This window comes from Pseudomonas sp. DWP3-1-3b3, from assembly GCF_049896305.1.
Classification (GTDB): Bacteria; Pseudomonadota; Gammaproteobacteria; order Pseudomonadales; family Pseudomonadaceae; genus Aquipseudomonas; species Aquipseudomonas azotoformans_A.
The window spans coordinates 360,155-384,333 of the sequence record NZ_JAFCUA010000003.1; the positions used below are offsets into that span (position 1 = coordinate 360,155).

General features: G+C 60.9%; 22 protein-coding genes. 8 read left to right on the forward strand and 14 right to left on the reverse strand.

Annotated features, from left to right (window positions below):
- Window positions 1–110 precede the first annotated feature (110 nt).
- Complete coding sequence (locus tag ACP7BX_RS11625) at window positions 111–2,843, forward strand: hypothetical protein (protein WP_426126548.1); 2,733 nt, start codon at window positions 111–113, stop codon at window positions 2,841–2,843.
- A gap of 71 nt (window positions 2,844–2,914) precedes the next feature.
- Here the strand turns inward: ACP7BX_RS11625 and dsbG are convergent, their stop codons facing one another.
- From dsbG to dsbD, 3 genes are read right to left on the reverse strand one after another with little or no spacing between them, the layout of a single operon-like run.
- On the reverse strand, window positions 2,915–3,676 hold the full coding sequence (gene dsbG, locus ACP7BX_RS11630) for a thiol:disulfide interchange protein DsbG (protein ID WP_426126550.1): 762 nt from the start codon (window positions 3,674–3,676) through the stop codon (window positions 2,915–2,917).
- Window positions 3,652–4,497 carry a prolipoprotein diacylglyceryl transferase family protein gene (locus tag ACP7BX_RS11635; protein ID WP_426126552.1) on the reverse strand — a complete coding sequence of 282 codons (846 nt, stop codon included), beginning with the start codon at window positions 4,495–4,497 and terminating at the stop codon, window positions 3,652–3,654. The genes dsbG and ACP7BX_RS11635 overlap by 25 nt, the downstream gene beginning before the upstream one ends.
- Entirely contained in the window at window positions 4,498–6,225 is a 1,728-nt protein-coding gene (dsbD, locus tag ACP7BX_RS11640) for a protein-disulfide reductase DsbD (protein WP_426126554.1), read from the reverse strand.
- A gap of 161 nt (window positions 6,226–6,386) precedes the next feature.
- Here dsbD and ACP7BX_RS11645 point away from each other — a divergent pair, with 161 nt between their 5' ends.
- The 5 genes from ACP7BX_RS11645 to ACP7BX_RS11665 all read left to right on the forward strand — a co-directional run bounded on the left by ACP7BX_RS11645 (window position 6,387) and on the right by ACP7BX_RS11665 (window position 11,126).
- Window positions 6,387–7,067, forward strand: coding sequence for a response regulator (locus ACP7BX_RS11645; RefSeq protein WP_010208813.1), 681 nt, complete (start codon window positions 6,387–6,389; stop codon window positions 7,065–7,067).
- Window positions 7,064–8,386, forward strand: a complete 1,323-nt coding sequence (locus tag ACP7BX_RS11650; RefSeq protein WP_426126556.1) for an ATP-binding protein — start codon at window positions 7,064–7,066, stop codon at window positions 8,384–8,386. The genes ACP7BX_RS11645 and ACP7BX_RS11650 overlap by 4 nt, the downstream gene beginning before the upstream one ends.
- Before the next feature lie 123 nt (window positions 8,387–8,509).
- A complete protein-coding gene (locus ACP7BX_RS11655; protein ID WP_426126558.1) occupies window positions 8,510–9,283 on the forward strand; it encodes an N-acetylmuramoyl-L-alanine amidase in 774 nt (257 codons plus the stop codon).
- A 141-nt stretch (window positions 9,284–9,424) separates the two neighbouring features.
- Window positions 9,425–10,819, forward strand: coding sequence for an aspartate aminotransferase family protein (locus tag ACP7BX_RS11660; RefSeq protein WP_426126560.1), 1,395 nt, complete (start codon window positions 9,425–9,427; stop codon window positions 10,817–10,819).
- 82 nt (window positions 10,820–10,901) lie between these two features.
- The gene (locus tag ACP7BX_RS11665; protein WP_426126562.1) at window positions 10,902–11,126 is read left to right on the forward strand and encodes an MbtH family protein; all 225 of its coding nucleotides are present in this window, start codon (window positions 10,902–10,904) and stop codon (window positions 11,124–11,126) included.
- Window positions 11,127–11,309: 183 nt separating this feature from the next.
- Here the strand turns inward: ACP7BX_RS11665 and ACP7BX_RS11670 are convergent, their stop codons facing one another.
- The 8 genes from ACP7BX_RS11670 to minC all read right to left on the reverse strand — a co-directional run bounded on the left by ACP7BX_RS11670 (window position 11,310) and on the right by minC (window position 19,201).
- Complete coding sequence (locus ACP7BX_RS11670; RefSeq protein WP_177110481.1) at window positions 11,310–12,647, reverse strand: amidohydrolase; 1,338 nt, start codon at window positions 12,645–12,647, stop codon at window positions 11,310–11,312.
- Window positions 12,648–12,664: 17 nt separating this feature from the next.
- A complete protein-coding gene (locus tag ACP7BX_RS11675; protein WP_033900837.1) occupies window positions 12,665–14,830 on the reverse strand; it encodes a mechanosensitive ion channel family protein in 2,166 nt (721 codons plus the stop codon).
- A gap of 52 nt (window positions 14,831–14,882) precedes the next feature.
- Window positions 14,883–15,059: a hypothetical protein gene (locus ACP7BX_RS11680; RefSeq protein WP_178954286.1), complete on the reverse strand. Its 177-nt coding sequence runs from the start codon at window positions 15,057–15,059 to the stop codon at window positions 14,883–14,885.
- A 100-nt stretch (window positions 15,060–15,159) separates the two neighbouring features.
- Window positions 15,160–16,449 carry a M18 family aminopeptidase gene (locus ACP7BX_RS11685; RefSeq protein ID WP_025854984.1) on the reverse strand — a complete coding sequence of 430 codons (1,290 nt, stop codon included), beginning with the start codon at window positions 16,447–16,449 and terminating at the stop codon, window positions 15,160–15,162.
- 45 nt (window positions 16,450–16,494) lie between these two features.
- The gene (locus ACP7BX_RS11690) at window positions 16,495–17,130 is read right to left on the reverse strand and encodes an RluA family pseudouridine synthase (protein ID WP_005789965.1); all 636 of its coding nucleotides are present in this window, start codon (window positions 17,128–17,130) and stop codon (window positions 16,495–16,497) included.
- A gap of 96 nt (window positions 17,131–17,226) precedes the next feature.
- The gene (minE, locus tag ACP7BX_RS11695) at window positions 17,227–17,481 is read right to left on the reverse strand and encodes a cell division topological specificity factor MinE (RefSeq protein WP_010208824.1); all 255 of its coding nucleotides are present in this window, start codon (window positions 17,479–17,481) and stop codon (window positions 17,227–17,229) included.
- A 3-nt stretch (window positions 17,482–17,484) separates the two neighbouring features.
- Window positions 17,485–18,297 carry a septum site-determining protein MinD gene (gene minD / locus ACP7BX_RS11700; protein ID WP_003175251.1) on the reverse strand — a complete coding sequence of 271 codons (813 nt, stop codon included), beginning with the start codon at window positions 18,295–18,297 and terminating at the stop codon, window positions 17,485–17,487.
- Between the two features lie 166 nt (window positions 18,298–18,463).
- The gene (minC, locus tag ACP7BX_RS11705) at window positions 18,464–19,201 is read right to left on the reverse strand and encodes a septum site-determining protein MinC (protein WP_033900844.1); all 738 of its coding nucleotides are present in this window, start codon (window positions 19,199–19,201) and stop codon (window positions 18,464–18,466) included.
- 119 nt (window positions 19,202–19,320) lie between these two features.
- Here minC and ACP7BX_RS11710 point away from each other — a divergent pair, with 119 nt between their 5' ends.
- Window positions 19,321–20,253, forward strand: a complete 933-nt coding sequence (locus ACP7BX_RS11710; protein WP_426126566.1) for a lipid A biosynthesis lauroyl acyltransferase — start codon at window positions 19,321–19,323, stop codon at window positions 20,251–20,253.
- 33 nt (window positions 20,254–20,286) lie between these two features.
- Window positions 20,287–21,411 carry a patatin-like phospholipase family protein gene (locus ACP7BX_RS11715; protein ID WP_178954289.1) on the forward strand — a complete coding sequence of 375 codons (1,125 nt, stop codon included), beginning with the start codon at window positions 20,287–20,289 and terminating at the stop codon, window positions 21,409–21,411.
- Between the two features lie 3 nt (window positions 21,412–21,414).
- On the opposite strand, the gene ACP7BX_RS11720 is transcribed toward ACP7BX_RS11715, so the two are convergent.
- Genes ACP7BX_RS11720 through ACP7BX_RS11730 form a run of 3 tightly spaced genes read right to left on the reverse strand, consistent with a single transcriptional unit; the run spans window position 21,415 to window position 23,983 of the window.
- A complete protein-coding gene (locus ACP7BX_RS11720) occupies window positions 21,415–22,200 on the reverse strand; it encodes an outer membrane protein OmpK (protein WP_028617274.1) in 786 nt (261 codons plus the stop codon).
- A 23-nt stretch (window positions 22,201–22,223) separates the two neighbouring features.
- The gene (locus tag ACP7BX_RS11725; protein ID WP_314534403.1) at window positions 22,224–22,592 is read right to left on the reverse strand and encodes a hypothetical protein; all 369 of its coding nucleotides are present in this window, start codon (window positions 22,590–22,592) and stop codon (window positions 22,224–22,226) included.
- A gap of 44 nt (window positions 22,593–22,636) precedes the next feature.
- A complete protein-coding gene (locus tag ACP7BX_RS11730; protein ID WP_314534401.1) occupies window positions 22,637–23,983 on the reverse strand; it encodes a nucleobase:cation symporter-2 family protein in 1,347 nt (448 codons plus the stop codon).
- Window positions 23,984–24,179: the final 196 nt, after the last annotated feature.

Consider the following 24,179-nt stretch of genomic DNA (forward strand, 5'->3'; position numbering starts at 1 on the left):
ACTGTTAATTCTGACAGTAGGCGAGAAGTCGTCAAAAGAGCTCACTAGAGGGAGACCCTCGGCCTCAGGTCTGGCCGAGGGTAATAAGTCCTGAACACGGAGTTCTTATCATGGCTAAAAAAAGCTCGACGCCGAACGTTTCCACAAACACTGTCAAAGCGCCCAAACCTAAGCCGGCAAAACCCAAAGCACTGGAAGTGAACAGCCCGTCGGTTTCGAGTGAAGTAAACGGAACGGTTGCTACCTCTAAAATGAAGGGTTCATACCTGACATTTGATTCGCGGATGGACGAAGACAAGCCGATTACCGTCGCGTTCTACACAAAGGAATCCCCTGGACCGGTGTTTGAGGACATTGTGTATCCAAGCGCGGAGCCAGGCGCGGGAAAGACTGAAATCCCTCTGCATTACATGACCGCGGCTATGGGGAACACGCTCGTAATGACATATACAGGGACAGTCAACGGGCAAGCAGCCGCGTCTTTGGATAAAGAAGTGTTGATGGAGTTCTACCCCGCGAGCGAGGGTAAAGAGTTCGCTCCTTATTTTCTCCACGAAAAAATTTTCCAAAACACGCCTACCTTTGACATGCATGATTTCAAAGGGGATGGAATTGTCAAAACGAAGGTTCCTTATCTTGCTCAAGAAGGCGATAAGTTTTACTGCACTCTCGTTACGCAGCAATTTAGTGGGAACCCCGTTTTCTACACAGTGGCTTATGGATATGCATTAACGGCTGGGGATATCGCTGCGGGCGAACTCACTCACGCTGTCCGTCGTGGTTGGCTGGCGCGGCAAGTCCCACTTTATGAATCAATGACCCTCCAATGCGCCTATATCACGAGTGGCTTGGCGCCGCAGCCGCCAGCCGATGTGACAAACCCCGATGAGAAGACGCTTCTTCCGAGAAATGCCCTTCAAATTCAACATCGCCGCACCGCTGCTTTTATTGGGGATCAAGGCCTTGATCTTTTGCCTGCGCATCTGCGGCAGTCCGTATTTTTCAATGAAGAGTGGTGTCTTAACCCAGAACTCACAAAACTGCATGGGAACGTGGATACTCCCGGCTTGGACACCTATGCAGGCGACCAAATCTGTTTTTATGTGAGCGGGCCGGGTTATGGGAGTAAGTCAATTGGCTGCGTGCCAATTGCAAACGATGGGGATCTGGCAACCATTGAGCTATCGCCCTGTGTCATTGCGTGCTTTTTTAACAAGGCGATGACACTGACCTACACCGTGCAATTCCCCAACAGTAATGGATCACAACAATCACCTGAAAAAGTAATTAATGTGTCGCTGCCCCAATTTCTCCACGCTGAGATCGAAGAGGCAACGGGCGATACTCTTGATCTCATTACGTTCCCCAAGGACGCGACAGCTTTTGTGCCTGTCTGGGACTATGCCCAGTGTGCGAAATGTTGCTGGATGTGGATTACGGGTAAGCGTGAAGACGACAGTGTCTACCGTTTTGATATTTTGATGGATTCGCCTGTTACAGATCCGTGGAAGGCGAATGGAGTCGATGCACCCATCCTCAGGGCTGAGCTGCAAAAGCTGGCGGATTGCAGCGAATTCGACCTGCACTTCGCGGTGAGTTTTTGTGACAAGTGTGATCTGGCTAGCGCGCACGAATTTCCTGTTCAGACCTTCAAAATCGAACAGGAGCCCATGGTGCTGATCGAACCCACCGTGACGGAAGCGGTGCTTGACCAATTGACCGCTTACAACGGGCGCAATGGCGTACACGTTGAAGTAAATTACGTCGGCAATAACCGCAAGCACACCCTCAGCGTCTGCTGGAAAAAGCCTGATGGTACTTGCTGGCCTTTGGCATCCAAGCCCGGCATTAGTTCGGGGCCGGTCATCTTCCCTCTGCCGCCGGAAGCCGTGATCGAGAGCATGGGTAAAGTGGTGGAAATCATTTTCACCGTCACCACCGCCTGCAAGGTGCAGACCTCACCGCCTTTGAACTTGAACATCAGTTTGCCTGTGCGCCTGGAAACGCCAAACGTGCGGCAGGCTACGCCTCCCAGAACGCAAAATGCCATTCTGGATACGCGCACATTCACCGGGAATGCCGATTCCTTCATAGATTGGATGTGGTTCTTGCGAGCAGGACAGAAGTGCTGGCTCCGGGCGACCGCAATTGACAAGACAGGTGCTCCCTACAGTTTTGTTATTTATGCGGCGCGAACGATTACAGCGGGTGAAGAAGCGGCAGCAGTAGAGCTGGCAGCAGCTGTATTGCGGTCCGAGTTGGAGAAGGCGAAGGATCAGTCTTCAATGACCCTCACATTCAGTGCGGTCACGGACGGCAGTGGGCTTGAGAGCAATGCAATAGTGTGCCCGTCGCGGGTGTTGATTATCCGGGTGCCATTCTTTGATTACACCAGTTTCGATCCAGCCGACCGGGGCTGGAACGGCTGGCAAAAAGGAGCAGGCGCTGCGGATCCGAGAGATTTGGTTCTTAATACAGGGGCTGTTCCTGGTTCACCGTCCGGATACTTTTTGTTTGACTGGGGCTATACCGACACAAATAACGTCAACACTCAGCGTGTCAAGTTGTTCAAGGACTTCACGACGTTGGAAGCGGGGCATAAATACGAGTTCTCGGCATACGTCCGTGATAACAGTGGCGTGCCTAATAAGCCGATTCTTGTGCTGGTTGCCCAGGGAGTCGAAATTACTCAACGAACGCTGCCTGGCACAAGTTGGCAACTGCTTAAAGGTGTGTTCACTGCCAACTCAACAAGCGCGCGCGTCAGTCTCGACAATCTCCAGATGGGGATCGCGCCGGGTAATGACTTTGATGTGACCGGAATAACCCTGCAGGAGATTTGATAAGGTCTATTGAGGTAGATAAATATAAGGCCTCCGATTTTGGAGGCCTTATCAGGTCCGTCTTGAGTGACTTATTTCGGCCCCATGATTTTCCCCAACTTCTCCGGCGAAGGCGCCCCCTGCTGTTGCTGCAACCCTCCCTTGTCATCCAGATAGAAAATTGCCGGCGTCGCTGACAGTTCCAGCTCCTCCATCAACTTCATGTTGCTATCAAGCTTGGCCTCGATATTCGCCGGGATCTTGTCCAGCGCCTGCAACTTGCTGCCTTTGCCGGCGGCTTCGTGTTCTTCCAGAGCCTTTTGCGGGTCCTTGGCGGCGAACAGTGCGGCGGATTTGCCTGGGCTGTCTTCGCGGATAATGCCAACCATGATGTGGCGCAGCTGCACTTTGCCGGCCTTTACCCACGGACGCGCCTGTTCCCAGAACATGTTGCAGTAAGGGCAGTTGGGGTCGCTGAACAGGTAGACGATGCGCGGGGCTTTTACGTCGCCGTCCTGGATCCAGCTGCTTTTTTCCATCTTGGCCCAGACTTCCTTGGCCATGGGGGCGTACACCAGTTTTTCCAGCGGCGCGCTGCTCAGGTCGTTGCCTTGGGCGTCGTACAGGTTGCCGGCGATCACGCTTTTGCCGTCGGCGGTCAGGTACAGGGCCATGCCACGGTTCTGGTATTGCGCGGCGTAGCCGGTGAGGCCGCTGGGGGCGTCGAATTTGCCGAGGATCTTGGCGCCCTTGGCCTCGATCTGTTTGATGGGCGCCGGCCAGTCTTCGGCCTGGGCCAGGGTGGCCGCGAGCGTCAGCGGCAGCAGGGTCAGCAGGTGGCGGAGGCGAGGCATGTCGGTTTCCTTTGTGGGGCGGTGTCGAAAGGTTCCATGGCGCGGGCCAGGCTGGCTTGGGACAGTTCGCCGAGGTGGCTGTTGATCAGGCGTCCTTCGGCGCTATAGAACAGCGTCGTTGGCAAGGCCATCGAGCCCACGGCTTGGCCGAGGCGGCCGCTGGCATCGAATAAAACGTTGTCGAGGGTCAGGCCCTGGGTGGCGAGGAAGGTGCTGACGCTCTGCATGCTTTCGGCCTGGTTGACGAACAGGAAGGTCACGTCGGGGCGTTGGTGCTGGGCACGTTCCAGCACCGGCATCTCGCGACGGCACGGCGGGCACCAGGTGGCCCACAGGTTGATCACCAGCGGGCCGCCTTTGTAATCGGTCAGTTGCACCACGTCGCCATTGGCATTGCGCAGGGTGATGTCCGGCAGCTGCGAGCCTTTGTCGTAGAGGCTCAGGGACAGACTGGTCAGGCCCCAGAACACCAGGCCGGTGACCACCCCGGCACCCAGCGGCGTGCGCAGGGCAGGGCGGCGCCAGCCGTAGAGCAGCGCGCCCAGGATCAGCGCGATCACACCGGGCCAGGCGAGGAAACCGCCGTCGCGCAGATCGACCATCTGCAGCGGCGCGTGGCTGTAGTCACTCCAGTACATCAGCACAAAGCTGACGCGGGCCACCAGCATGCCCAGCAGGAACAGGCTGAACAGCACCGATTCCGGGTTTTCACCGCCACGCTTGGCCACACGCCAGCCCACCAGGGTGGCGAGAATCAGCGCGCTGATCAGCAGGATGTGATTCAGGGCGATGGCGAAGGTGCCGATGGTCAGGGTCAGCATTCAGAGGGCGTCCCGGGTTTGCGTCCAGCGTTGCAGGAAGGCGGCGGCATCCACTTCGCCGGTGATGCGTTGGGCGCGGCGTTCTTCACCGTCCGGGCCGATCCACACGAAGCTCGGCGGGCCAGGGACTTTGTAGCGGCCGAGCAGCTCGCGGCTGGCGGCGTTGTCGGCGGTGACGTCCAGGCGCAGCAGGCGCACGTCTTTCAGGGCAGCCATCACCTCGGGTTTGCCGAACACCTGTTTTTCCATGATCTTGCACGACACGCACCAGTCGGCGTAGTAGTCCACCAGCACCCACTGGCCTTGGGCCTTGGCGCTGTCGAGCTGGCTTTGCAGCACGGCGGGGTCGCTGAGGGTCATGAAGGCGTCGTGGGCGCTCGGTGCGGCGGCGGTCCGCGAGCCGCTGTAGACCTTCAACGGTTGCCACAGGTCATCGCTGCCACCGGCTGCGCCCACTACCAGCACCGCGCCCCACAGGCCGAGTACCAGGGAACCGGCGCCAAACACTTTGGCCGCCAGGCCGTATTCGCGGGCCAGGGTCCAGCCGCAGTAGGCCATCACCAACGCGAGTACGCCCCACAGGCCGATCCACAGGCTTTCATCGACCACTGGGCGAATCATCAGCACGGCGGTGCCGAGGAACAGGAAGCCGAAGACGCCTTTGAGTACGTTCATCCAGGTGCCCGGCTTGGGCAGGAAGCGGTTGCCCACGGTCACCAGCAGCAACAGCGGAATGCCGATGCCAATGCCCATGGCGAACAGGATCAGGCCGCCGTGCAAGGCATTGCCGCTCTGGGCGATATACAACAGCGCGCCGGCCAGGGGGGCGGTCATGCACGGGCCCACCAGCAGGCCGGACAAGGCGCCGAGAATCCCGGCGCCTACCAGACTGCCGCCGCTTTGCTGGCGGCTGACGTTGTCCAGGCGATCACGCAGGAACGCCGGCAGTTGCAGTTCGAAGAAACCGAACATCGGCAGGGCAAGAATGACGAACAGCGCGGCGAAACTGCCGAGGATCCATGGCGTTTGCAGCAGCGCGGCGAGGTTGCTGCCGAGCAGCGCGGCCACTACGCCCAGTGCGGCATACACCAGCGCCATGCACACCACATAGCTGCTGGCCAAGGCAAACCCGCGACGTGGGCTGGCGCCACTGCCGACTACCAGACCGGCGAGGATCGGCAGCATCGGCAGCGAACAGGGGGCAAATGCCAGCAACAGGCCGAGGCCGAAGAACAGCAGCAGACTCCAACCTAGGCTACGTTGTTGCAGGCCACTGGCCAGGCTCTGATCCTGGGCTTCGGCGGTCGCGGCGACGGCCGGATTGCCGCCCAGGTCCACGGTGATCGACTGCGGCGGATAGCACAGGCCCGCATCGGCGCAGCCCTGCCAGCCCAACTTGACCTGGCCGGTGGCGCCGGCCGGGATCTTCACCTCCAGGCCCTGGCGATACACCTCCTGGTCGCCGAAGAATTCATCGCTATGGGCCTCGCCTTGCGGCAACGCGGGCTTTTCGGCCAGGCCGTCGAATTTCATGCGTTGCTTGTACAGGTAGTAACCGTCGGCAATCTGCCAATACAGCTGGGTCTCGCCACTTTCAAGACGTTCGGAGGTAAAGGTGAAGGCTTTGCCCACCGGAAGGAAATCGGATTTGGTCTCAAACGGGTTGCCCGGCGCGGCCTGGGCGAACCCCGCGAACAACACCAGCAGAAAGGTAAACAGATGCCGCATGGTCAAGCCTTAGTTCGATGCAAGTAGGCACACAATGTGTGGCGTTGATTAACCGATGATTAACCGAGGCTATTCTAGATTGAGTGTGGGGGGGTTAGCGGCATAATCTGCAGTTAATCCACGGCACTTTTAATCACCCCATCTTTCATGAAGGGTTCACCATGCACGTACTGGTCTGTGAAGACGACGAACTGATCGCCAGCGGCATTGTGGCCGGCCTGACCGCCCAGGGTTTTACCGTGGAGCGTGTGGCCTCGGCCGGTGCCGCGCGCGCCATGCTCCGGGCGGCGACGTTCGACATCATGGTGCTCGACCTCGGCCTGCCGGACGAGGACGGCCTCAAGCTGTTGCAGCAACAGCGCAGCCAGGGCCTGGAGATTCCGGTGCTGATCCTCACCGCACGCGATTCGGTAACCAACCGTGTCGACGGTCTGCAAGCCGGCGCCGATGACTACCTGCTCAAACCCTTCGACCTGCGCGAACTCGCCGCCCGCCTGCAAACCCTGCTGCGTCGGGTGGCGGGGCGCAGCGTCAACCTGATCGAACATGGCCGCCTGGCCTACGACCCCAGCAGCCGCGAAACCTTCCTGGGCGGCGAGCCGGTGGACCTGTCGCGCCGCGAACAGGCGCTGTTGCAGGCCCTGTTGCATAACAAAGGCCGGGTGCTGTCCAGCGAACAGCTCAAGGACAGCGTCTACGGCTTCAATGACGAATTGGAAAGCAACGCCCTCAACGTGCATATCCACCACCTGCGGCGCAAATTGGGCAATGGCATCGTCGAGACCGTGCGCGGCCTCGGCTATCGCCTGGGCCCTGCGGATGGGGGCGAGGACGCATCGTGAAAAGCCTGCGCCTGCGCCTGACGTTCAAGCTGGGCGCCGCTTTTGTGTTGATCTGGGCGCTGGCGGCCGCCTGGATGCTCAACGACCTGCGTAACCAGATGATGTTCTCTCTCGACCAACGCCTGGTGGCGTCGGCGCGCATGGTGGCGGGGCTGACCGAGCAGATGCCGGGCCTGGCCAGTGTGAGCGGCGGTGCGCATTTCCATGGAACACAACTCAACGTGCCGGGTGGCATGGCGTGCCAGGTCAGCTCCTTGCGTGGCGAAGTGCTGGCGCGCAGTCATGCCACGCCGGATGAAGGCCTGGAGTCGCGCCAGAGTGGCTTTCGTGACCAGGTGATCGATGGCGTGAATTGGCGCAGTTTCACCCTGTCCCGTGGTGACCTGTTGATCACCACCGCCGACCGTCAGGTGGAGCGTGAGGCGTTGAACCTGTCGATCCTGCTGGCCGCTTCGGTGCCTGTCGGCGTGGCAATGCTTGGCTGCCTGTGCCTGCTGTGGTTGGGCATCGGCCAGAGCCTGCTGCCGCTCAACCGCATGCGTGACGCCCTGATGCGGCGCAGTGCCGATTCCCTGGAACCTTTGCAGATCCACCCGTTGCCCAGCGAGCTCAAGCCGCTGCTCGACACCCAGAACCAACTGTTGCAACGCATCGCCAAGACCATCGAGCGTGAACGTCGCCTCACCGGCGACGCCGCCCACGAACTGCGCAGCCCGCTGACGGCGATCAAGACCCACCTGCAAGTCGCGCGCATGACCGACGGCGCAGCCCGCGACCAATCCCTGGCCCACGCCGAGGAAGGCGCCGACCGCCTGCATCGCACCCTGGAGCAATTGCTGCTGCTGGCGCGGGTGGAGGGCAACCTGTCATTTGATGATGGCATGCACTCCAGTGCCGAGGACGTGGCACGGCTGGCCATCCAGGATGCCAATGCCGGCGATAACGCGCGTATCGACCTGATCCTGCCGGACAATCTGTCCGCTACCCCGGTGGAAATGCCGGTGGGCCTGGCGGTCGCAGCCCTGCGCAATCTGCTGGACAATGCCCTGCGCCATACCCCTGCGGACACACGGGTGGAACTGCGCGTATTGATCGAGGCGGATAACGTGGTGTTCCGCGTGCGTGACCACGGCCAGCAGATTTCGCCGGAGGACCTGCAGTACCTGACCCAACGCTTCTGGCGCAATGGCAGCAGCGAAGGCTGCGGCCTGGGCCTGGCGATTGTGCAAGCAATCGTGCAGCGCTGCTCCTGCTCGCTGAAGTTCGACAGCCAGCCGGATGGTCTGCGCGTCGACCTGGGCATGCCGCTGCGGCGCTGATCACTTTTCTTTCAAGTGCCACATAGTTACCGCCCTCCTGAGGATCAAGCCTTCAGGATGGCGGTAATTTTTTGCGCTTGAACGGGCTGAACGACTCGGCCTGTATTGAAAAGGACGGTTCTTATGTTGGTCATCGATACAAGCTTCCCTGCCAAAGGTTTCAACGAACGCAACGGCGAGCCCGTGCGGCAGGTGATCCTGCATTACACCGCGGCACCTTTTGGCTCCTCCCTGCGCACCCTGACCCAGGATGGCGTGAGTGCGCACTACCTGCTGCCCGACTCTGACGACCCCAGCTACCGCGCCGCAGGCTACGAAGAGTTGCGGGTGTTTCGGTTGGTGGAAGAGGTCAAGCGCGCCTGGCATGCCGGGGTGAGTCATTGGGCGGGGCGCGACAACCTCAACAGCCGCTCGGTCGGTATCGAGATCGTCAACCTGGCACGGGATGACGGCGGTGTGTTCACCTTTCCCGCCTACGGTGAGGAACAAGTCGACGTGTTGATTGCCCTGGTGCGCGACATTCTCGGACGTTATCCACAGATTGGGCCTACCGACATTCTCGGGCATTCGGACGTGGCGTTCAGCCGCAAGAGCGATCCAGGGCCGCAACTGCCGTGGCGGCGCTTGTATGACGCCGGAGTGGGGGCCTGGTTTGATGAAGCGTCCCAGGCGATGTATCAACGCCGCTTTTGCCTCGGTTTGCCGTCGGAAGTCGAGGTGGAGCGGGCGTTTCAGCGCTACGGGTATGCGCCGGCGAAGAATCGGCAAGGGTTTGAACAGCGCACGCGAGCGTTTCAGATGCACTTTCGTCCACGGGATTATCGTGGGTTTCTGGATGCTGAAACCTGCGCGATTCTTTATGCGTTGAATGAAAAGTACCAGGGGCTGTGCGGTTGACGGTTTTTCGCGACCGGAGGAGTAAATCCTCCTGACGCTGGTGCGTTTCCAGAACAGGAAATCCGTGCGCATGCCCCTTGGGCCAGACGCCAGCGGATCGGCAGTTTGGTCACCATCATCAGCGTATTGAGGGATCGAGAAATGTCAGTCGCTACCAGCCGTATCGAAGACGTCCAGGTGCATGAAACGCTTTACCAGTTCGACGAAACCCCGCTGCTCGCCCGTCAGCGCCAGCAGGAATCCAACGCCCGCAGCTACCCTAGGCGCATTCCCCTGGCACTCAAACGCGCCAAGGGCCTCTACGTGGAAGACGTGGAAGGCCGCCGTTTCATTGACTGCCTGGCCGGTGCGGGTACGTTGGCGCTGGGGCATAACCACCCGGTGGTGATCGAGGCCATCCAGCAAGTGCTGGCCGATGAATTGCCCCTGCACACCCTGGACCTGACGACGCCGGTCAAGGATCAGTTCGTACAGGACCTGTTCGGTCTGTTGCCGCCTGCGTTGGCACGGGAAGCGAAAATCCAGTTCTGTGGCCCTACCGGCACCGATGCGGTGGAAGCCGCGTTGAAGCTGGTACGCACTGCCACTGGCCGTAGCACCGTGCTGTCCTTCCAGGGCGGTTACCACGGCATGAGCCAGGGCGCGTTGAGCCTGATGGGCAGCCTGGGGCCGAAGAAACCCTTGGGGGCCTTGCTCGGCAATGGCGTGCAGTTTTTGCCGTACCCCTACGACTACCGTTGCCCGTTCGGCCTGGGCGGCGCCGAAGGGGTGCGGGTCAACCTGCATTACCTGGAAAACCTGCTGAACGATCCCGAAGCGGGCGTGCTATTGCCGGCGGCGGTGATCGTCGAAGTGGTGCAGGGCGAGGGCGGTGTGATTCCGGCGGATCTCGACTGGCTGCGCGGCCTGCGCCGTATCACCGAGCAGGCGGGCGTGGCGTTGATCGTTGATGAAATTCAGAGCGGTTTCGGTCGCACCGGCAAGATGTTTGCCTTCGAACACGCCGGCATCATTCCGGATGTGGTGGTGATGTCCAAGGCCATCGGCGGCAGCCTGCCGTTGGCGGTGGTGGTGTATCGCGACTGGCTCGACACCTGGCTGCCGGGCGCCCATGCCGGCACTTTCCGTGGCAACCAAATGGCGATGGCGGCAGGCTCGGCGGTGATGCGCTACCTCAAGGAGCATGACTTGGCCGGTCACGCTGCCGCTATGGGCGAACGCTTGGGCGAACACCTGCGCATCCTGCAACGCGACTTTCCACAGCTGGGCGATATTCGCGGTCGTGGGCTGATGCTGGGTGTGGAACTGGTAGACCCGAATGGCCCACTAGATGTCCAGGGTCACCCACCCGTGCACCGCCAACTGGCGCCACTGGTGCAGCGTGAATGCCTCAAGCGCGGCTTGATCCTGGAACTCGGTGGCCGGCACGGCAGCGTGGTGCGTTTCCTGCCGCCGCTGGTAATTACTGCGGCTGAAGTCGACCAGGTGGCGGACATCTTCGGGCGCGCGTTGGCGGCGGCGGTCGCCAGCCTCTAATTTTTTGCACGCTTGGTACGTTTCTACAGATATCAGTGCTGCGCGTGGTGCGCAGCCAGTCTTTCAGCGATGGAGAACAGCAATGACCTCAGTATTTGACCGCGACGACATCCTGTTTCAGGTAGTGGTCAACCACGAAGAACAGTATTCCATCTGGCCCGACTACAAGGCCGTGCCGGAAGGCTGGCGTATTGTGGGCAAGAGCGGCCTGAAGAAAGAATGCCTGGCCTACATCGAAGAAGTCTGGACCGATATGCGTCCGTTGAGCTTGCGCCAGAAGATGGATGGGGCTGCGCTCGCGGGCTGAGACGGGTGGGCTTACTGTGGTGAGCGGGCTTCTGTGGTGAGCGAGCTTGCTCGCGCTGGAGTGCGAAGCGCTCCCGGCTTTTTAGGGGCTGCTGCGCAGCCCAGCGCGGGGCAAGCCCGCTCACCACAGGGCAAGCCCGCTCATCACGCCAACCCTGCCCACCACAGAAAACCATCTCGGCGATTAGTTGGTGTATAGGTAATCCGTCGCCAACGACGCCAACGTCCTCACCCCCACCACCAACGCCGACTCATCCACGAAGAACCCCGGATTGTGGTTCGGCGCCGCCTTGCTCATGTCCTGATCCCTCGGCGTCACCCCCAGGAACACAAACAGCCCCGGTGCCTCCTTGGCGTAAAACGAGAAGTCTTCGGCGCCGCCCACCAGCGGGCCCTGCACCACGTCATCCTGGGCCGCCCAGCGCAGGCTCGGCAGCATCTTCTCGGTCAGCGCCGGGTTGTTGATGGTCGGATCGTACTTCTCGATGATGGTGACTTCGGCCTTGGCGCCGCCGCTTTCAGCGATTTTCTCCACGGTTTGGCGCACGTCCGCGTGCAGCTTCTGGCGGATGCCATAGTCGTAGGAACGAATGGTGCCGGTCATGTCAACCGACTCCGGAATGATGTTGTAGCGCGTGCCGCCATTGATGGTGCCAATGCTCACCACCGACGGGAATGACGAGATATCGGTGCGGCGGCTGACCACGGTCTGCAGGCCGACGATGGTCTGCGCGCCCACGGTGATCGGGTCGATGCCGTCCCAAGGACGGCCGGCGTGGGTTTGCTTGCCGAGGATCTTGATGCGCAGATCGTCCGAGCTGGCCAGGGTCGGTCCCGGACGGTAGGCAATCTGACCGGCGGGCACACCGGCCCACACGTGCAGGCCGAACACCGCGTCCGGCTTGGGCGCCTTCATCACGCCTTCCTGCACCATCATTTTGGCGCCCCAGGTGTTTTTGCCGTCGGGGATGAAATCGCTCGGGCCTTCCTCGGCCGGTTGGAAGTAGAACACCACGGTGCCCGGCAAGCGTTCGCGCATGCCGGTCAGGATTTTCGCCGTACTCAGTAGGATAGCGACGTGGGCGTCGTGGCCGCAGGCGTGCATCACGTCGACTTCCTTGCCCAGGTAGGTGCCTTTGGCTTTGGAGGCGAAGGGCAGGTCGGCGACTTCCTTCACTGGCAGCGCGTCCATGTCGGCGCGCAGGGCCACGGTGGGGCCGGGCAGGGCGCCTTTCAGTACGGCAACGACGCCCGTACGGGCGACGCCGGTTTTTACCTCAAGGCCCAGGTCGCGCAATTGTTTTGCGACCAACTCGGCGGTGCGGGTTTCGGTGTTACCCAATTCCGGGTGGGCGTGAATGTCGCGTCGGGTTTCCAGCAGTGCCGGCTCAAGGGCTTTCGCCTGCGCGGCGATTTCCTCCCGGGCGCTGTCCTGGCCGCTGCTGGCGGCTATCACGGCACTGCTGGCGACCCCGCACAACATGCCAAAAATCCACGGGTGTGTCAGACCGGTTAAACGCATAAGGACCTCTCCTGAGTTTATTGTTGTTGATCTTTCTCCTGCACAGTGCCGGCGGTCACCACCTGCACACTCAAGCGCGGCGTAGCCAGGTCCAGCCCGGCTTCGTCCAGATGACGCTTGAGGGACAGGTTGAACGCCCGCGACACTTCCCACTGCTTGATCGGCGCGGTCTTGAACCGTGCGCGCAGAATCGCGCTGCCCGACTCGAAACTCTCCACGCCTTGAATCTCCAGCGGTGACCAGATATTGCGGCGCTGAAGCGGGTCATTGCGCATTTTCTGGCCGACGTCGCGCATCAGCTTGATGGCGTCGTCGATCTCCATGTTGTAGGGGATCGCCACACGGAAGATCGCGTAGCCGAACTCCCGCGAGTAGTTTTTGATGCTCTTGATCTCGCTGAAGGGAATGGTGTGCACGATGCCGTCGATGTCGCGCAGGCGCACGGTACGGATGGTCAGGCCTTCGACGGTGCCGAGGTGACCGCCGACGTCCACGTAGTCATCGATGGCCAGGGAGTCTTCGATGATGATGAACAGGCCGGTGATCAAGTCCGCCACCAGCGACTGCGCGCCGAAACCGATGGCCAGACCGATCACACCCGCACCCGCCAACAGCGGCGTGACGTTCATGCCCATGTTCGCCAGGGCGACAATGGCGGCGATGATGAAGATGGTCACGAACAGCACGTTGCGGATCAGCGGCATCATGGTCTGCGCGCGGGCGTTGGCCAGGCCTTTGCGCGAGCGGGTGAGCGCGTGATGGATCGCCGTGTCGCTGAGAATCCAGATCAACCAGGCAAACAGCAGGGTCCCGGCCAGGCCGAACAGCTTGACGCTGACTTCATGGCCATCGCCTTCGGTAAAGCGGATCAGCGACAGCCCCCACACCCGCAAGCCCAGCTCGATAAACACCAGCCAAACCACCAGGTGGGCCAGGGTGTAGACGAAGCTTTTCAGGCGCTCGGAGTACAGCGCATGGCGTTTGTGCCCACGTTGTGGCTTGAGGGCGTGACGGCGGACCAGGCCGTTGATCACCATGCACAGCACCAGCAGCACCGTACACAGCAGCGATTGACGCAATGCCGTGCTGGTATCGCCCGCCGAGACGAAGGTAGCGAATAGCGAAATACCCACCAACAGCAGCGCGGGGATGTACCAGAAGGAACCGATGATTTCGATGGTGTCGCTGAGGGCGCGGCGTGTGAGGCGGCGCGACAGTGGCTGATTGCGGATCAGGTGGGCGATGGGCCGGCGGAAGCGCAGGATGAACACCCCGGTGGACAGCGCCGCCATCACATTGGCGATGGTCGCGGCGGTATGGGACAAGTGTTGCCCCAGTGCTGCCACCAGCCGCGGGTCGCTCAAGGCTTCACCGAAGGCGGCAAAACTGCCGATCCACCACAGCGGGCGGAACGCCTGGTGACGCAGAATGTACAACGCGCGATGGCGGTGCGGGCCGTCGAGTACCGAAAACGCAATCACGCAGATCGCCGAGAAACAGGTGCCCACCACCAGCGCGTAGGCTAATACCATCGCCAGGGATTTGCCCAGGGACGAGGGCAGGGCATAACTCAGGTACACCGTGATCACCAGCGCGATCAGCCACGGGCCGAGTTTGCGCAGGGCAAAACGCACCATGTCCCAGGTGCGTGGGTGTTGCGGCAATTCTTCGGGCAGGCCGAAGCGTTCGCGCACGCGGTGGCTGAGCCAGATCAGCGCGGCGGCGAGCAGGCTCCACACGGCAAGGATCAGGGCAAAACCGAAAATGATCGGCAGCCATTCGTTGGCCGGCAGTATCAGCGCACTGAGTTCTTCCTTGGCCTGGTCGATTTCATTGGACCAGCGCCCCAGTGGGCTATCGGCCCCGGAAAACTGTGCTTCCAGGTTGGCCAGGGTGCCGCCGATCAACCCCAGCACACCTTCTTCGGCGGCGGGCTGGGCTTTTTTCGTGGCTTCGCGGAGCTTTTTCAGGTCGCTCAGCAATTGGGTGCGTTGCTGGTCGTTTTCCAGGGTCTTGATCACCTCGTCCAACGACTGCCCCAGCGGCACTTCGGCCTGGGGCTGGGTCTTGTTGGTGTTGCCGAGCAGGCCGGGCAGGCCCACGGCATGGGCAGGCGTCAGCGGCAGCAGCGTCAGCAGGGCGATCAAGCAATAACAGGGCAGGGCAAACAGGCGGGAAAGCACGAGGCGGTCAACCTTGGAAACGACGGGTTGACCGAGTGTACGAGCGCAAGCGTCATTCAGCCAGTTTTGCGAGGATCTTGTACACCACAGTGCCCAGGATCAGCAGCATGCCGATCCACATGCCAAACACGCCGAGAGGTTTGTCACGGAAGTTGAAGCCCACGGCGAGCATGATCATGCCGATCAGGATCGGGACCAGCATGGCGTGGAAGGAGGACATGGAGATCATGGTGCGACGGCCTTGTCGGAGTGGGAATACTGACAAGTCTAGGTCGGATTGCAGGAAGTGGGGTTGATGTGTATCAGAAACACATCAACCCCATGTCACATCAGGGCAGGTCGTGACTCGCGTAGAACGCGCCCAGCACCTTCACCAGATGCGCCAAGTCATGGCTGCCGCACAGCTCTCGAATGGAGTGCATGGCAAACGTCGGCAAGCCGATGTCCACGGTGCGCACGCCGAGGTGGCTGGCGGTGATCGGGCCGATCGTGGAGCCGCAGCCCATGTCGCTGCGCACCACGAAGCTTTGCACAGGGACTTCCTGGGCCATGCACAGGTGGCGGAAGAACCCGGCGGTTTCACTGTTGGTGGCGTAGCGCTGGTTGCTGTTGACCTTGATCACCGGGCCGGCGTTGAGCTTGGGACCGTGGTTGGCGTCATGCTTTTCAGCGTAGTTGGGGTGCACGCCGTGGGCATTATCCGCAGACACGAGCAGGGATTTCTGGATGGTGCGTACGAATTCATCCCCTTCCGGCAACAGGCGACGCAGGGTCTGTTCCAGCATCGGGCCATCGGCACCGCAGGCCGAGCAGGAGCCTACTTCTTCGTGGTCGTTGCACACCAGCACGCAGGTTTCTTCGCTGTCGCTGGTGAGCAAGGCTTGCAGGCCGGCGTAGCACGACAGCAGGTTGTCCAGGCGTGCACCGGCAATGAAGTCGCCGTTCAGGCCGATGACCGCAGCGCTTTGGGTGTCGTAGAAGCTCAGCTCGTAGTCGAGCACCACATCGGCGTTCAAGCCATGTTCCCGTGCCAGCTGCTCGGTGAGCACGGCGCGGAAGTCCACGCGCTCGTCACCGGCAAATTGCGCGAGGATCGGCGGCAGCTCGGTCTGGGCATTGATCGCCCAGCCCTGGTTGGCTTCACGGTTCAGGTGAATGGCCAGGTTGGGGATGATAGCGATGGGCAGCTTGAAGTCGATCAGTTGGCTTTCGACCTTGCCGTCGCGGCGGAAGGTCACGCGGCCGGCCAGGGACAGGTCGCGGTCGAACCACGGTGCCAGCAGCGCGCCGCCGTAGACTTCCACGCCCAGTTGCCAGAAACCCTGGCGTTGCAGCTCAGGCTGGGGCTTGACCCGCAGGCACGGGCTGTCGGTGTGGGCGCCGACCAGGCGGATACCGCCCTGCAGCGGCGAATGGCGGCCGAGCTTGAAGGCGATGATCGAGGAGTCGTTGCGGGTCACGTAATAGCGACCGTTGGCCTCGGTGGTCCAGGTCTCGCGCTCGTCGAGACGCTGGTAACCGGCCGCTTCCAGGCGCTGGGCCAGGGCGGCAGTGGCATGAAAAGGAGTAGGGGAGGCCTTGAGGAAGTCGATCAGGCCTTGATTCAACGCTTCGCGCATAAATAGCTCCAGACAACAATGCCGCGAGTTTACCGTATTTATTCTTCAGAACGGCGCAGGGCACTCGAAACGCAAACGCTCGCCGCTTTGCGGATGGGTGAAGCTCAGCATGCTTGCATGCAGGCACAGGCGCGGCCAGGCAGCCAGGGCTTGCTCATGGGCGTACAGGCCATCACCCAGCAAGGGGTGGCCGATGGAAAGCATGTGCACGCGCAGCTGATGCGAACGCCCGGTAATCGGCGTCAGCTCGACGCGGCACCAATCCCCACAACGCTCCAGCACCTTCCAGAAGGTCAGCGCGTGCTTGCCGAATTCGTGGTCCACCACATGCCGTGGCTTGGTCGGCGGGTCGTAGCGCAGGGGCAAATCGATGCTGCCACTGTCCAGTTCCGGTTGGCCCCAGGCCAGGGCGGTGTAGGCCTTTTCGGTTTCACGGTCGTGAAACTGGCGGGACAGTTCGCGGTGGGTATCGGCGTCACGGGCCAGCAGGATGATGCCTGAGGTTTCCCAGTCCAGGCGATGCACGATGCGGGCTTCGGGGTAGCCGTTTTCCTGCAGGCGGGTGATCAGGCAGTCCTTGTTGTCGTCGGCGCGGCCAGGCACCGAGAGCAGCAGGGTGGGCTTGTTCACCACCAGGACAGCGTCGTCTTGATGCAGGATATGGATGTTGGACAGCGGCATTAAACAGCCTCGTAACAAACGCCAACGGCGGCTCGCCCACCCGGCCCCCAAAAAGGGATCAGGGTGAACGAGCCGCCGTGGCGGCCGCCTGTTCGATCAACGATCAGGCAGGGTGATATTGAGTTCCAGAATCGAGCAGCTGCCGTCATTTTCCAGGGCGACATGCACGTCATCGTTGCCGATATTGACGTACTTGCGGATCACCTCGACCAGTTCCTTCTGCAAGGCTGGCAGGTAGTCCGGCGTGCTGCGTTGGCCGCGTTCGTGCGCCACGATGATCTGTAGACGCTCTTTCGCTACCGACGCGGTCGTAGGCTTTTTGTTGGCGCGAAAGAAGTCGAGAAATTTCATTGTTTAGTTGCCTCCAAAGATACGCTCGAAGAATCCCTTCTTCTTAACATCGAGGAAGCGATGTTCCACGGTCTTGCCCAGCAGGCGATCGACGGCATCGCTGTACGCCTGGCCGGCGTCGCTCTGGTCGTCAAGAATCACCGGAACACCCTGGTTGGAAGCCTTCAGGACCGCCTGGGATTCTGGAATCACGCCCAGCAGGGTCACTGCGAGGATTTCCTTCACGTCTTCAACGCCGAGCATTTCGCCGTTGCTGACGCGCTCAGGGTTGTAGCGGGTGAGCAGCAAGTGCTCCTTGATCGGGTCCTGGCCTTCTTCGGCGCGCTTGGATTTGCTGGCCAGCAGGCCCAGCATGCGGTCCGAGTCACGTACGGAGGAGACTTCCGGGTTGGTCACGACGATGGCTTCATCCGCGAAGTACATGGCCAGGTGAGCACCGGTTTCGATACCGGCCGGCGAATCGCAGACCACGTATTCGAAGGTTTCCTTCAGCTCGGCCAGGACTTTGCCCACGCCTTCTTTGGTCAGTGCGTCTTTGTCGCGGGTCTGGCTGGCAGCCAGCACGTACAGGTTCTCAAGGCGCTTGTCCTTGATCAGGGCCTGTTGCAGGTTGGCTTCACCGTTGACCACGTTGACGAAGTCATATACCACGCGGCGTTCGCAGCCCATGATCAGGTCGAGGTTACGCAAGCCGACGTCGAAGTCGACAATAACTGTCTTGTGGCCGCGCAGAGCGAGGCCGGTACCGATAGCGGCGCTGGTGGTGGTCTTACCCACACCACCCTTGCCGGATGTAACCACGAGAATCTTGGCCAAGGTGTTTCACCCCTAAGGAAGAAGGACGTTTCGGTCCCTGAAAAACATCTCTTGGAACTCGCTGCAGGCGGACAGCCTTGTAGGAAAAAATAATTCCTACATAAGTAATGCCGGTTTCGCTGTGCTATCAGAGTCTAGAGATGCTTGGAAAATGCGGCAGTATCCGTTAAAGACGGATGATGTTCAACACATCGCCCGACAGGTTGACCTGCACCGAAGCCCCCCACAGCGGATCACGGCGCAAATCTTCTGAAACCTTGTACTGGCCTGCGATGGACACTAGCTCAGCGGTCAACTGCTGGCAAAAAATACGGGCCTTGGTATCACCCTTGATGCCGGCGAGGGCACGTCCGCGCATCGGGCCGTATACATGGATGTTGCCATCGGCGAGAAGTTCCGCCCCTGGGCTGACCGAGGAGATCACTACCAGGTCGCCGCCCTGGGCGTAAATCTGCTGCCCGCCGCGTACGGGCGAGGTGATGATCTTTGTAGGCTTGATCGCAGGCTCCGGCGGTTTTTCCGGTTTTTTCTTCTCTTCACCGACCAATGGTTCAAGTGGACGCTCGCGCGCACCGGACGGTGGCAGTACTGGCAGTTCAATAGCGATCGCCGCAGCAATGTCTTCGATGCGGCTGGCGCGAATCGCCAGGGTGCGCAGGCCGTGGGAGCGGCATACACGCATCAGGCCGGGCAGGTCGATGCTGCCCTGGCCGGCGGGCAGTTTGTCCAGGGCCAGCACCAGCGGGGCATTGTTGAAAAAGTTGGGGGCCAGGGCGACCTTGGCGGCGAGCTGGCGGTCCAAGGCGTCGAGGTCGTTACGGGCGAGTTCCAGCACGGTGATGGCGAGCATGCTGCCTTTCAGCTGGAACACGGGATCTTGGTCTAGCGGTTCGGTTTGGCTCATGGTCGGCAAAAGCGGCTTGTCACGAAAAGTGTCGAGACTTATAACGAGAACACTCACCCGCCGCAAGCCGAGTCGAACCGTTGTAGAATGCGCGGCCCTTGTCTTTACCGGAATCTGTAATGGATCGCCCGCGTTTTCGAGCTGTATTTTTTCACCCGCGTTTCTGGCTGTTATGGCTGGGGCTCGGCCTGTTGTGGCTGGTCACCCAGCTGCCGTACCGCGCGCTGCTGACCATTGGTCGCCTGCTGGGCGCCGGCATGTACCGCGTGGCCGGCGAACGTCGCCGCATTGCTGCGCGCAACCTGGAACTGTGCTTCCCGGAAAAATCCGCCCAAGAGCGCAAACAACTGCTCAAGGAAAACTTTGCCTCCACCGGCATCGCCTTCTTTGAAATGGCCATGAGCTGGTGGTGGTCGCGCCAGCGCCTGGCGCGCCTGGCCCACGTCGAAGGCCTGGAACACCTCAAGCAGGCCCAACTGGATGGCAAGGGCGTGATCCTCATGGCCCTGCACTTTACCACCCTGGAAATCGGCGCCGCGCTGTTGGGGCAGAAGCACACCATTGATGGCATGTACCGCGAGCACGGCAACCCGTTGTTCGACTACATCCAGCGCCGTGGCCGCGAACGCCACAACCTCGATTCCCTGGCCGTGGAGCGTGAAGACGTGCGCGGCATGCTCAAGCTGCTGCGCGCCGGTCGCGCGATCTGGTACGCACCGGACCAGGACTACGGCGCCAAGCAAAGTCTCTTCGTGCCGCTGTTCGGCATCCAGGCCGCCACGGTGCCGGCCACCAGCAAGTTCGCCAAGCTGGGCAAGGCGTTGGTGGTGCCGTTCACTCAACAACGCCTGGCCGATGGCAGCGGTTACCGGCTGGTGATCCACCCGCCGCTCACTGACTTCCCTGGCGAAAGCGATGAAGCCGACTGCCTGCGCATCAACCAATGGGTCGAAGCCTCGGTGCGTGAATGCCCGGAGCAATACCTGTGGACCCATCGCCGCTTCAAGAGCCGGCCGCCGGGTGAGCCAAAGTTGTACGAAAAACGCCGCTGATAAGACAGATATTTCCCCACATGGAGTGACGCAATGCGCCCAGCTGAACCGGTTACAGGCTTGATTCTTTCCGGCGGCGGGGCGCGAGCGGCGTATCAGGTGGGGGTGTTGGCGGCGATTGCCGAGCTGTTGCCGCCGGGGGCGCCCAATCCGTTTCCGGTGATTGTCGGCACGTCGGCCGGTGCGATCAATGCGGTGAGCCTGGCCAGTGGCGCCACGGACTTCAGGGCCGCGATCCAACGCCTGACGGCCTTCTGGCAGGGCTTTCGCAGCCACTTGGTGCTGCGCAGTGATTGGCCGGGGGTGATTCGCCAGGCGAGCCGCTTCTTTATTCACAGCCTCCTCGGTCTTGGCGCGCAGGTGCCGGTGGCGCTGCTCAACAGCACGCCGCTGAAGGCGCTGCTCAAAGACAAGCTGCACCTGGCCGGCATCGACGAAGCCATCCGCAACAAGCATCTGCACGCGGTGGCGGTGACGGCCTTCGGTTACGAGTCCGGCCAGGCAGTGACCTTCTATCAGGGCGGCGGCACCATCGACGCCTGGTTGCGCCATCGTCGCATCGGCATGCCTACTCAATTGACGGTTGAACACCTGCTGGCCAGCTCCGCGATTCCCTTGCTGTTCGCCCCGGTCAAACTCGACCAGGAATATTTCGGCGACGGCGCCGTGCGGCAGTCGGCGCCGATCAGTCCGGCGTTGCACCTGGGCGCCAGCCGTGTGCTGGTGGTCGGCGTCAGCGGCAACCCGCGCGGCAATGAACCGGCGACGCAACGTACCTTTACCGGCCAGGAGCCGACGTTGGCACAGATTGGCGGGCACATGCTCAACAGCACGTTCATTGACAGCCTGGAAAGCGATATCGAGTTGCTGGAGCGCTTGAATCAGTTCAGCCATGCCGCGCCTGGCGTGGCGGCGGTAGAAGTGCTGGTGATTGCGCCCAGCCAGCCGATCGACGAAATCGCAGCGCGGCACCGTCAGGAATTGCCCGCGGCATTGCGCTTGTTCTTGCGTGGGCCGGGGGCGACCAAGACGAGTGGGGCGGGGGTCTTGAGTTACTTGTTGTTCGAGGCGGGGTATTGCAGCGAATTGATCGAGTTGGGGCGCCGCGACGCGTTGGCCAAGCGCGAGGAATTGTCGAAATTCCTCGGCCTGGCCTGACGGTCAGAAGTGATACTTGACCAGGAAGCTCGCGGTGTCCTGGTTAGTCTTGAACGCGCCCGAATCTTCGATCCCGTACTTGTTCTTCCAGTAGTCGTATTCGAAGCCGACATACAGCTGTTTGTCGCCCCAATGCAGCGCTTTACCCAGGTCGTATTTGACCTGCGGGTTGAAGTGCAGGTTGGCGTGGTAAGTGCCACGGGCGTTCTTGTCGTTGTCCGTGACCCAGTCCATGAAGCCGTCGATCAACACGTCGGAGTTGCCCACCGGGATGGTATAGGACCAGACCGGAGTAATCTGCCAGACGCCGTCACCCGGACGATTGCCTTCGGTCTGGCGCTGGTAGAAGTTCAGCTGGAAGTAGTCGAAGCCGGGGATGTTCAGGTCAAAGCCTGGGCCGAGCAAGTACGACTCGTTATCGCCTTCGCCAAACTCATAAGTGAATGCCAGCAGCACGTCTTTGATCGGGCCGAACGACAGGTCTTTATCAAAGATCTTGCCGAACGACAGGCGCGGGCTTATTTCACCGTAATAAGTACTGGGGCCGACGTTGCCGTCTTCCTTGCCGTTGTAAAAGATGCGGTCGACAAAGATAAAGTTGTCGCCGTACTTCCAGGCATCGGCATGTTCGAACGTGACGGTTTGTTGGATCTGCGGGTTGACGGTAAAGCTCTTGCCCCACAGATAAGTCAGGCTGTTGTTCTGCCACTGCAACAGGTCACCGGCCACGGCTTGGCCACCGGCCAGCAGGGATCCCGCCAGCATCAGGCCTTTGAACATAGGTTTCATTCGGTTGCTCCCGAGTTAAAGTTTTATGGTTTTTCTTCTACGCAGGCGCTCTGGTGTGGCGCCTTTTGGTTCGCTGCAAAAATCGTCTGTTCGGTCAGCTTTAGTGCTTTTAGCAAGAGCTGCGCCAAGGTGTTTAAAAAGCCAAAAAATCCCCGTCGGCTGCATCGGATGCAGTCGAATTCAGAGGACTTTTGCGCACTTTGGCCGCAGACATAAGGCCGGGATAAGTTGGCCTTGCAGTCAGCTTTTACATTCGCTGTTTTTTTTTGAGTCGATTCGAGCGGGCGCGGAGAATACTGGCTCTTATGCCTGGGCTCAAGTGCGCTGTTAGAGAGCGCGTGGGGCAAGAATGGGGCACGGCTTGTGGCCGGCCCCAGGTGAAGGGTGTGCATGTGGTTATTCCCGTTTCGTTATTGTTTTTGTTTGAACGAAGGAATCAATGCGTAGGGGCAACGGCAGGGCGTTCAGCGCCACCGAGAATGTTGAACAGGATATTCAGCGACAACGCGCTGAGCGTGGCCATGGCGATGCCACTGTGGGTAATCGGGCTCATCCACAGCGGTAGCTGCGCGAAGAACTCCGGGCGCACCACGGGGATCAGACCCATGCCGATACTCACCGCCACCAGCAATTGGTTGCGACGGTCGGCGATGTCGGCTTCCTGCAGGATCTTGATCCCAGTCGCCGCCACCATGCCAAACATGGCGATAGCCGCGCCGCCCAGCACCGCCGGTGGTATCGACGCCACCAGGTAGGCGGCCTTGGGCAACAGGCTCAGCACAATCAGGAAGACCCCGGCCATGATCGTCACCGAGCGGCAACGCACGCCGGTCATCTGCACCAGGCCGATGTTCTGGGCAAACGAGGAGTGGGTGAAGGTGTTGAAAAAACCGGCGAAGAACGACGCGCCGGCATCACACAGCAGGCCACGGCGCAACATCTTTGGCGTGACATCCTGGCCGGTGATCTTGCCCAAGGCGAGGAACATCCCGGTGGACTCGACAAAGATGATCACCACCACCAGGCACATCGACAGGATCGGCGCCAACTCGAACTTGGGCATGCCGAAGTGCAACGGCGTCACCACCTGCACCCACGGCGCCATGGCCAGGCCACTGAGGTCGACCATGCCGAGCGCACCGCACAAAGCGTAGCCCAGGCCCATGCCGATCAGCACCGAGATATTCACCCAGAAGCCGCGCATGAAGCGGTTGATCAGCAGGATGGTGGCGAGTACCAGCGCGGCAATTGCCAGGTAGATCGGCGAGCCAAACGTGGCGGCGGCACTGCCGCCGCCGGCCCAGTTCACGGCCACGGGGAACAGCGACAGACCAATCGCAGTGATCACCGTACCGGTCACCAGTGGCGGGAAAAAGCGCACGACCTTGGACATGAAGGGCGCGATGAGCATGCCGAAGAACCCGGCGGCGATGGTCGCGCCGAAGATTCCCTGCAAGCCGATGCCCGGCATGCCGGCCATCGCGACCATGCTGCCGACGGCGGCGAAACTGGCGCCCATCATCACCGGCATGCGAATGCCCACTGGGCCGATGCCGAACGACTGCACCATGGTGGCGATACCGGCCACCAGCAGGTCGGCGTTAATCAGGAATGCGATTTCTTCACGGCTCAAGCCGGCGGCCTGGCCAATGATCAGGGGCACGGCGACGGCGCCGCCGTACATCAGCAAGACGTGTTGCAGGCCTACCAGAATCAGTTGCAAGAGGGGCAGCCGCACCATGGCGGGCGCGGCAGGAATCTGCGGTTCGGCTAACTCGGTCATGCAACACCTCGGATCTTTTTTATTTTTGTTGTTTCAACAATTGTGTAGCGGGGAGCTTTTGTAGTGAGCGGGCTTGCCCCGCGCTGGGGGGCGAAGCCGCCCTAAAACCCGGCGCCTTAGTTCTGGCTGGCAGAACGCGGTGGCCGGACCGGGGCGGCTTCGCCACCCAGCGCGGGGCAAGCCCGCTCACTACAGG

Excerpts from the sequence above, each read along its gene's own strand:
- ACP7BX_RS11730 (WP_314534401.1), bottom strand. The coding sequence starts at position 23,983 with ATGACCGAGTTAGCCGAACCGCAGATTCCTGCCGCGCCCGCCATGGTG.
- ACP7BX_RS11670 (WP_177110481.1), bottom strand. The coding sequence starts at position 12,647 with ATGCGTTTAACCGGTCTGACACACCCGTGGATTTTTGGCATGTTGTGC.
- ACP7BX_RS11690 (WP_005789965.1), bottom strand. The coding sequence starts at position 17,130 with ATGCCGCTGTCCAACATCCATATCCTGCATCAAGACGACGCTGTCCTG.
- ACP7BX_RS11680 (WP_178954286.1), bottom strand. The coding sequence starts at position 15,059 with ATGATCTCCATGTCCTCCTTCCACGCCATGCTGGTCCCGATCCTGATC.
- dsbD (WP_426126554.1), bottom strand. The coding sequence starts at position 6,225 with ATGCGGCATCTGTTTACCTTTCTGCTGGTGTTGTTCGCGGGGTTCGCC.
- ACP7BX_RS11715 (WP_178954289.1), top strand. The coding sequence starts at position 20,287 with ATGCGCCCAGCTGAACCGGTTACAGGCTTGATTCTTTCCGGCGGCGGG.
- ACP7BX_RS11625 (WP_426126548.1), top strand. The coding sequence starts at position 111 with ATGGCTAAAAAAAGCTCGACGCCGAACGTTTCCACAAACACTGTCAAA.
- ACP7BX_RS11635 (WP_426126552.1), bottom strand. The coding sequence starts at position 4,497 with ATGCTGACCCTGACCATCGGCACCTTCGCCATCGCCCTGAATCACATC.
- ACP7BX_RS11720 (WP_028617274.1), bottom strand. The coding sequence starts at position 22,200 with ATGAAACCTATGTTCAAAGGCCTGATGCTGGCGGGATCCCTGCTGGCC.
- minC (WP_033900844.1), bottom strand. The coding sequence starts at position 19,201 with ATGAGCCAAACCGAACCGCTAGACCAAGATCCCGTGTTCCAGCTGAAA.
- ACP7BX_RS11665 (WP_426126562.1), top strand. The coding sequence starts at position 10,902 with ATGACCTCAGTATTTGACCGCGACGACATCCTGTTTCAGGTAGTGGTC.
- dsbG (WP_426126550.1), bottom strand. The coding sequence starts at position 3,676 with ATGCCTCGCCTCCGCCACCTGCTGACCCTGCTGCCGCTGACGCTCGCG.
- ACP7BX_RS11645 (WP_010208813.1), top strand. The coding sequence starts at position 6,387 with ATGCACGTACTGGTCTGTGAAGACGACGAACTGATCGCCAGCGGCATT.
- ACP7BX_RS11685 (WP_025854984.1), bottom strand. The coding sequence starts at position 16,449 with ATGCGCGAAGCGTTGAATCAAGGCCTGATCGACTTCCTCAAGGCCTCC.
- ACP7BX_RS11660 (WP_426126560.1), top strand. The coding sequence starts at position 9,425 with ATGTCAGTCGCTACCAGCCGTATCGAAGACGTCCAGGTGCATGAAACG.
- ACP7BX_RS11655 (WP_426126558.1), top strand. The coding sequence starts at position 8,510 with ATGTTGGTCATCGATACAAGCTTCCCTGCCAAAGGTTTCAACGAACGC.
- ACP7BX_RS11725 (WP_314534403.1), bottom strand. The coding sequence starts at position 22,592 with ATGCACACCCTTCACCTGGGGCCGGCCACAAGCCGTGCCCCATTCTTG.
- minE (WP_010208824.1), bottom strand. The coding sequence starts at position 17,481 with ATGAAATTTCTCGACTTCTTTCGCGCCAACAAAAAGCCTACGACCGCG.
- ACP7BX_RS11710 (WP_426126566.1), top strand. The coding sequence starts at position 19,321 with ATGGATCGCCCGCGTTTTCGAGCTGTATTTTTTCACCCGCGTTTCTGG.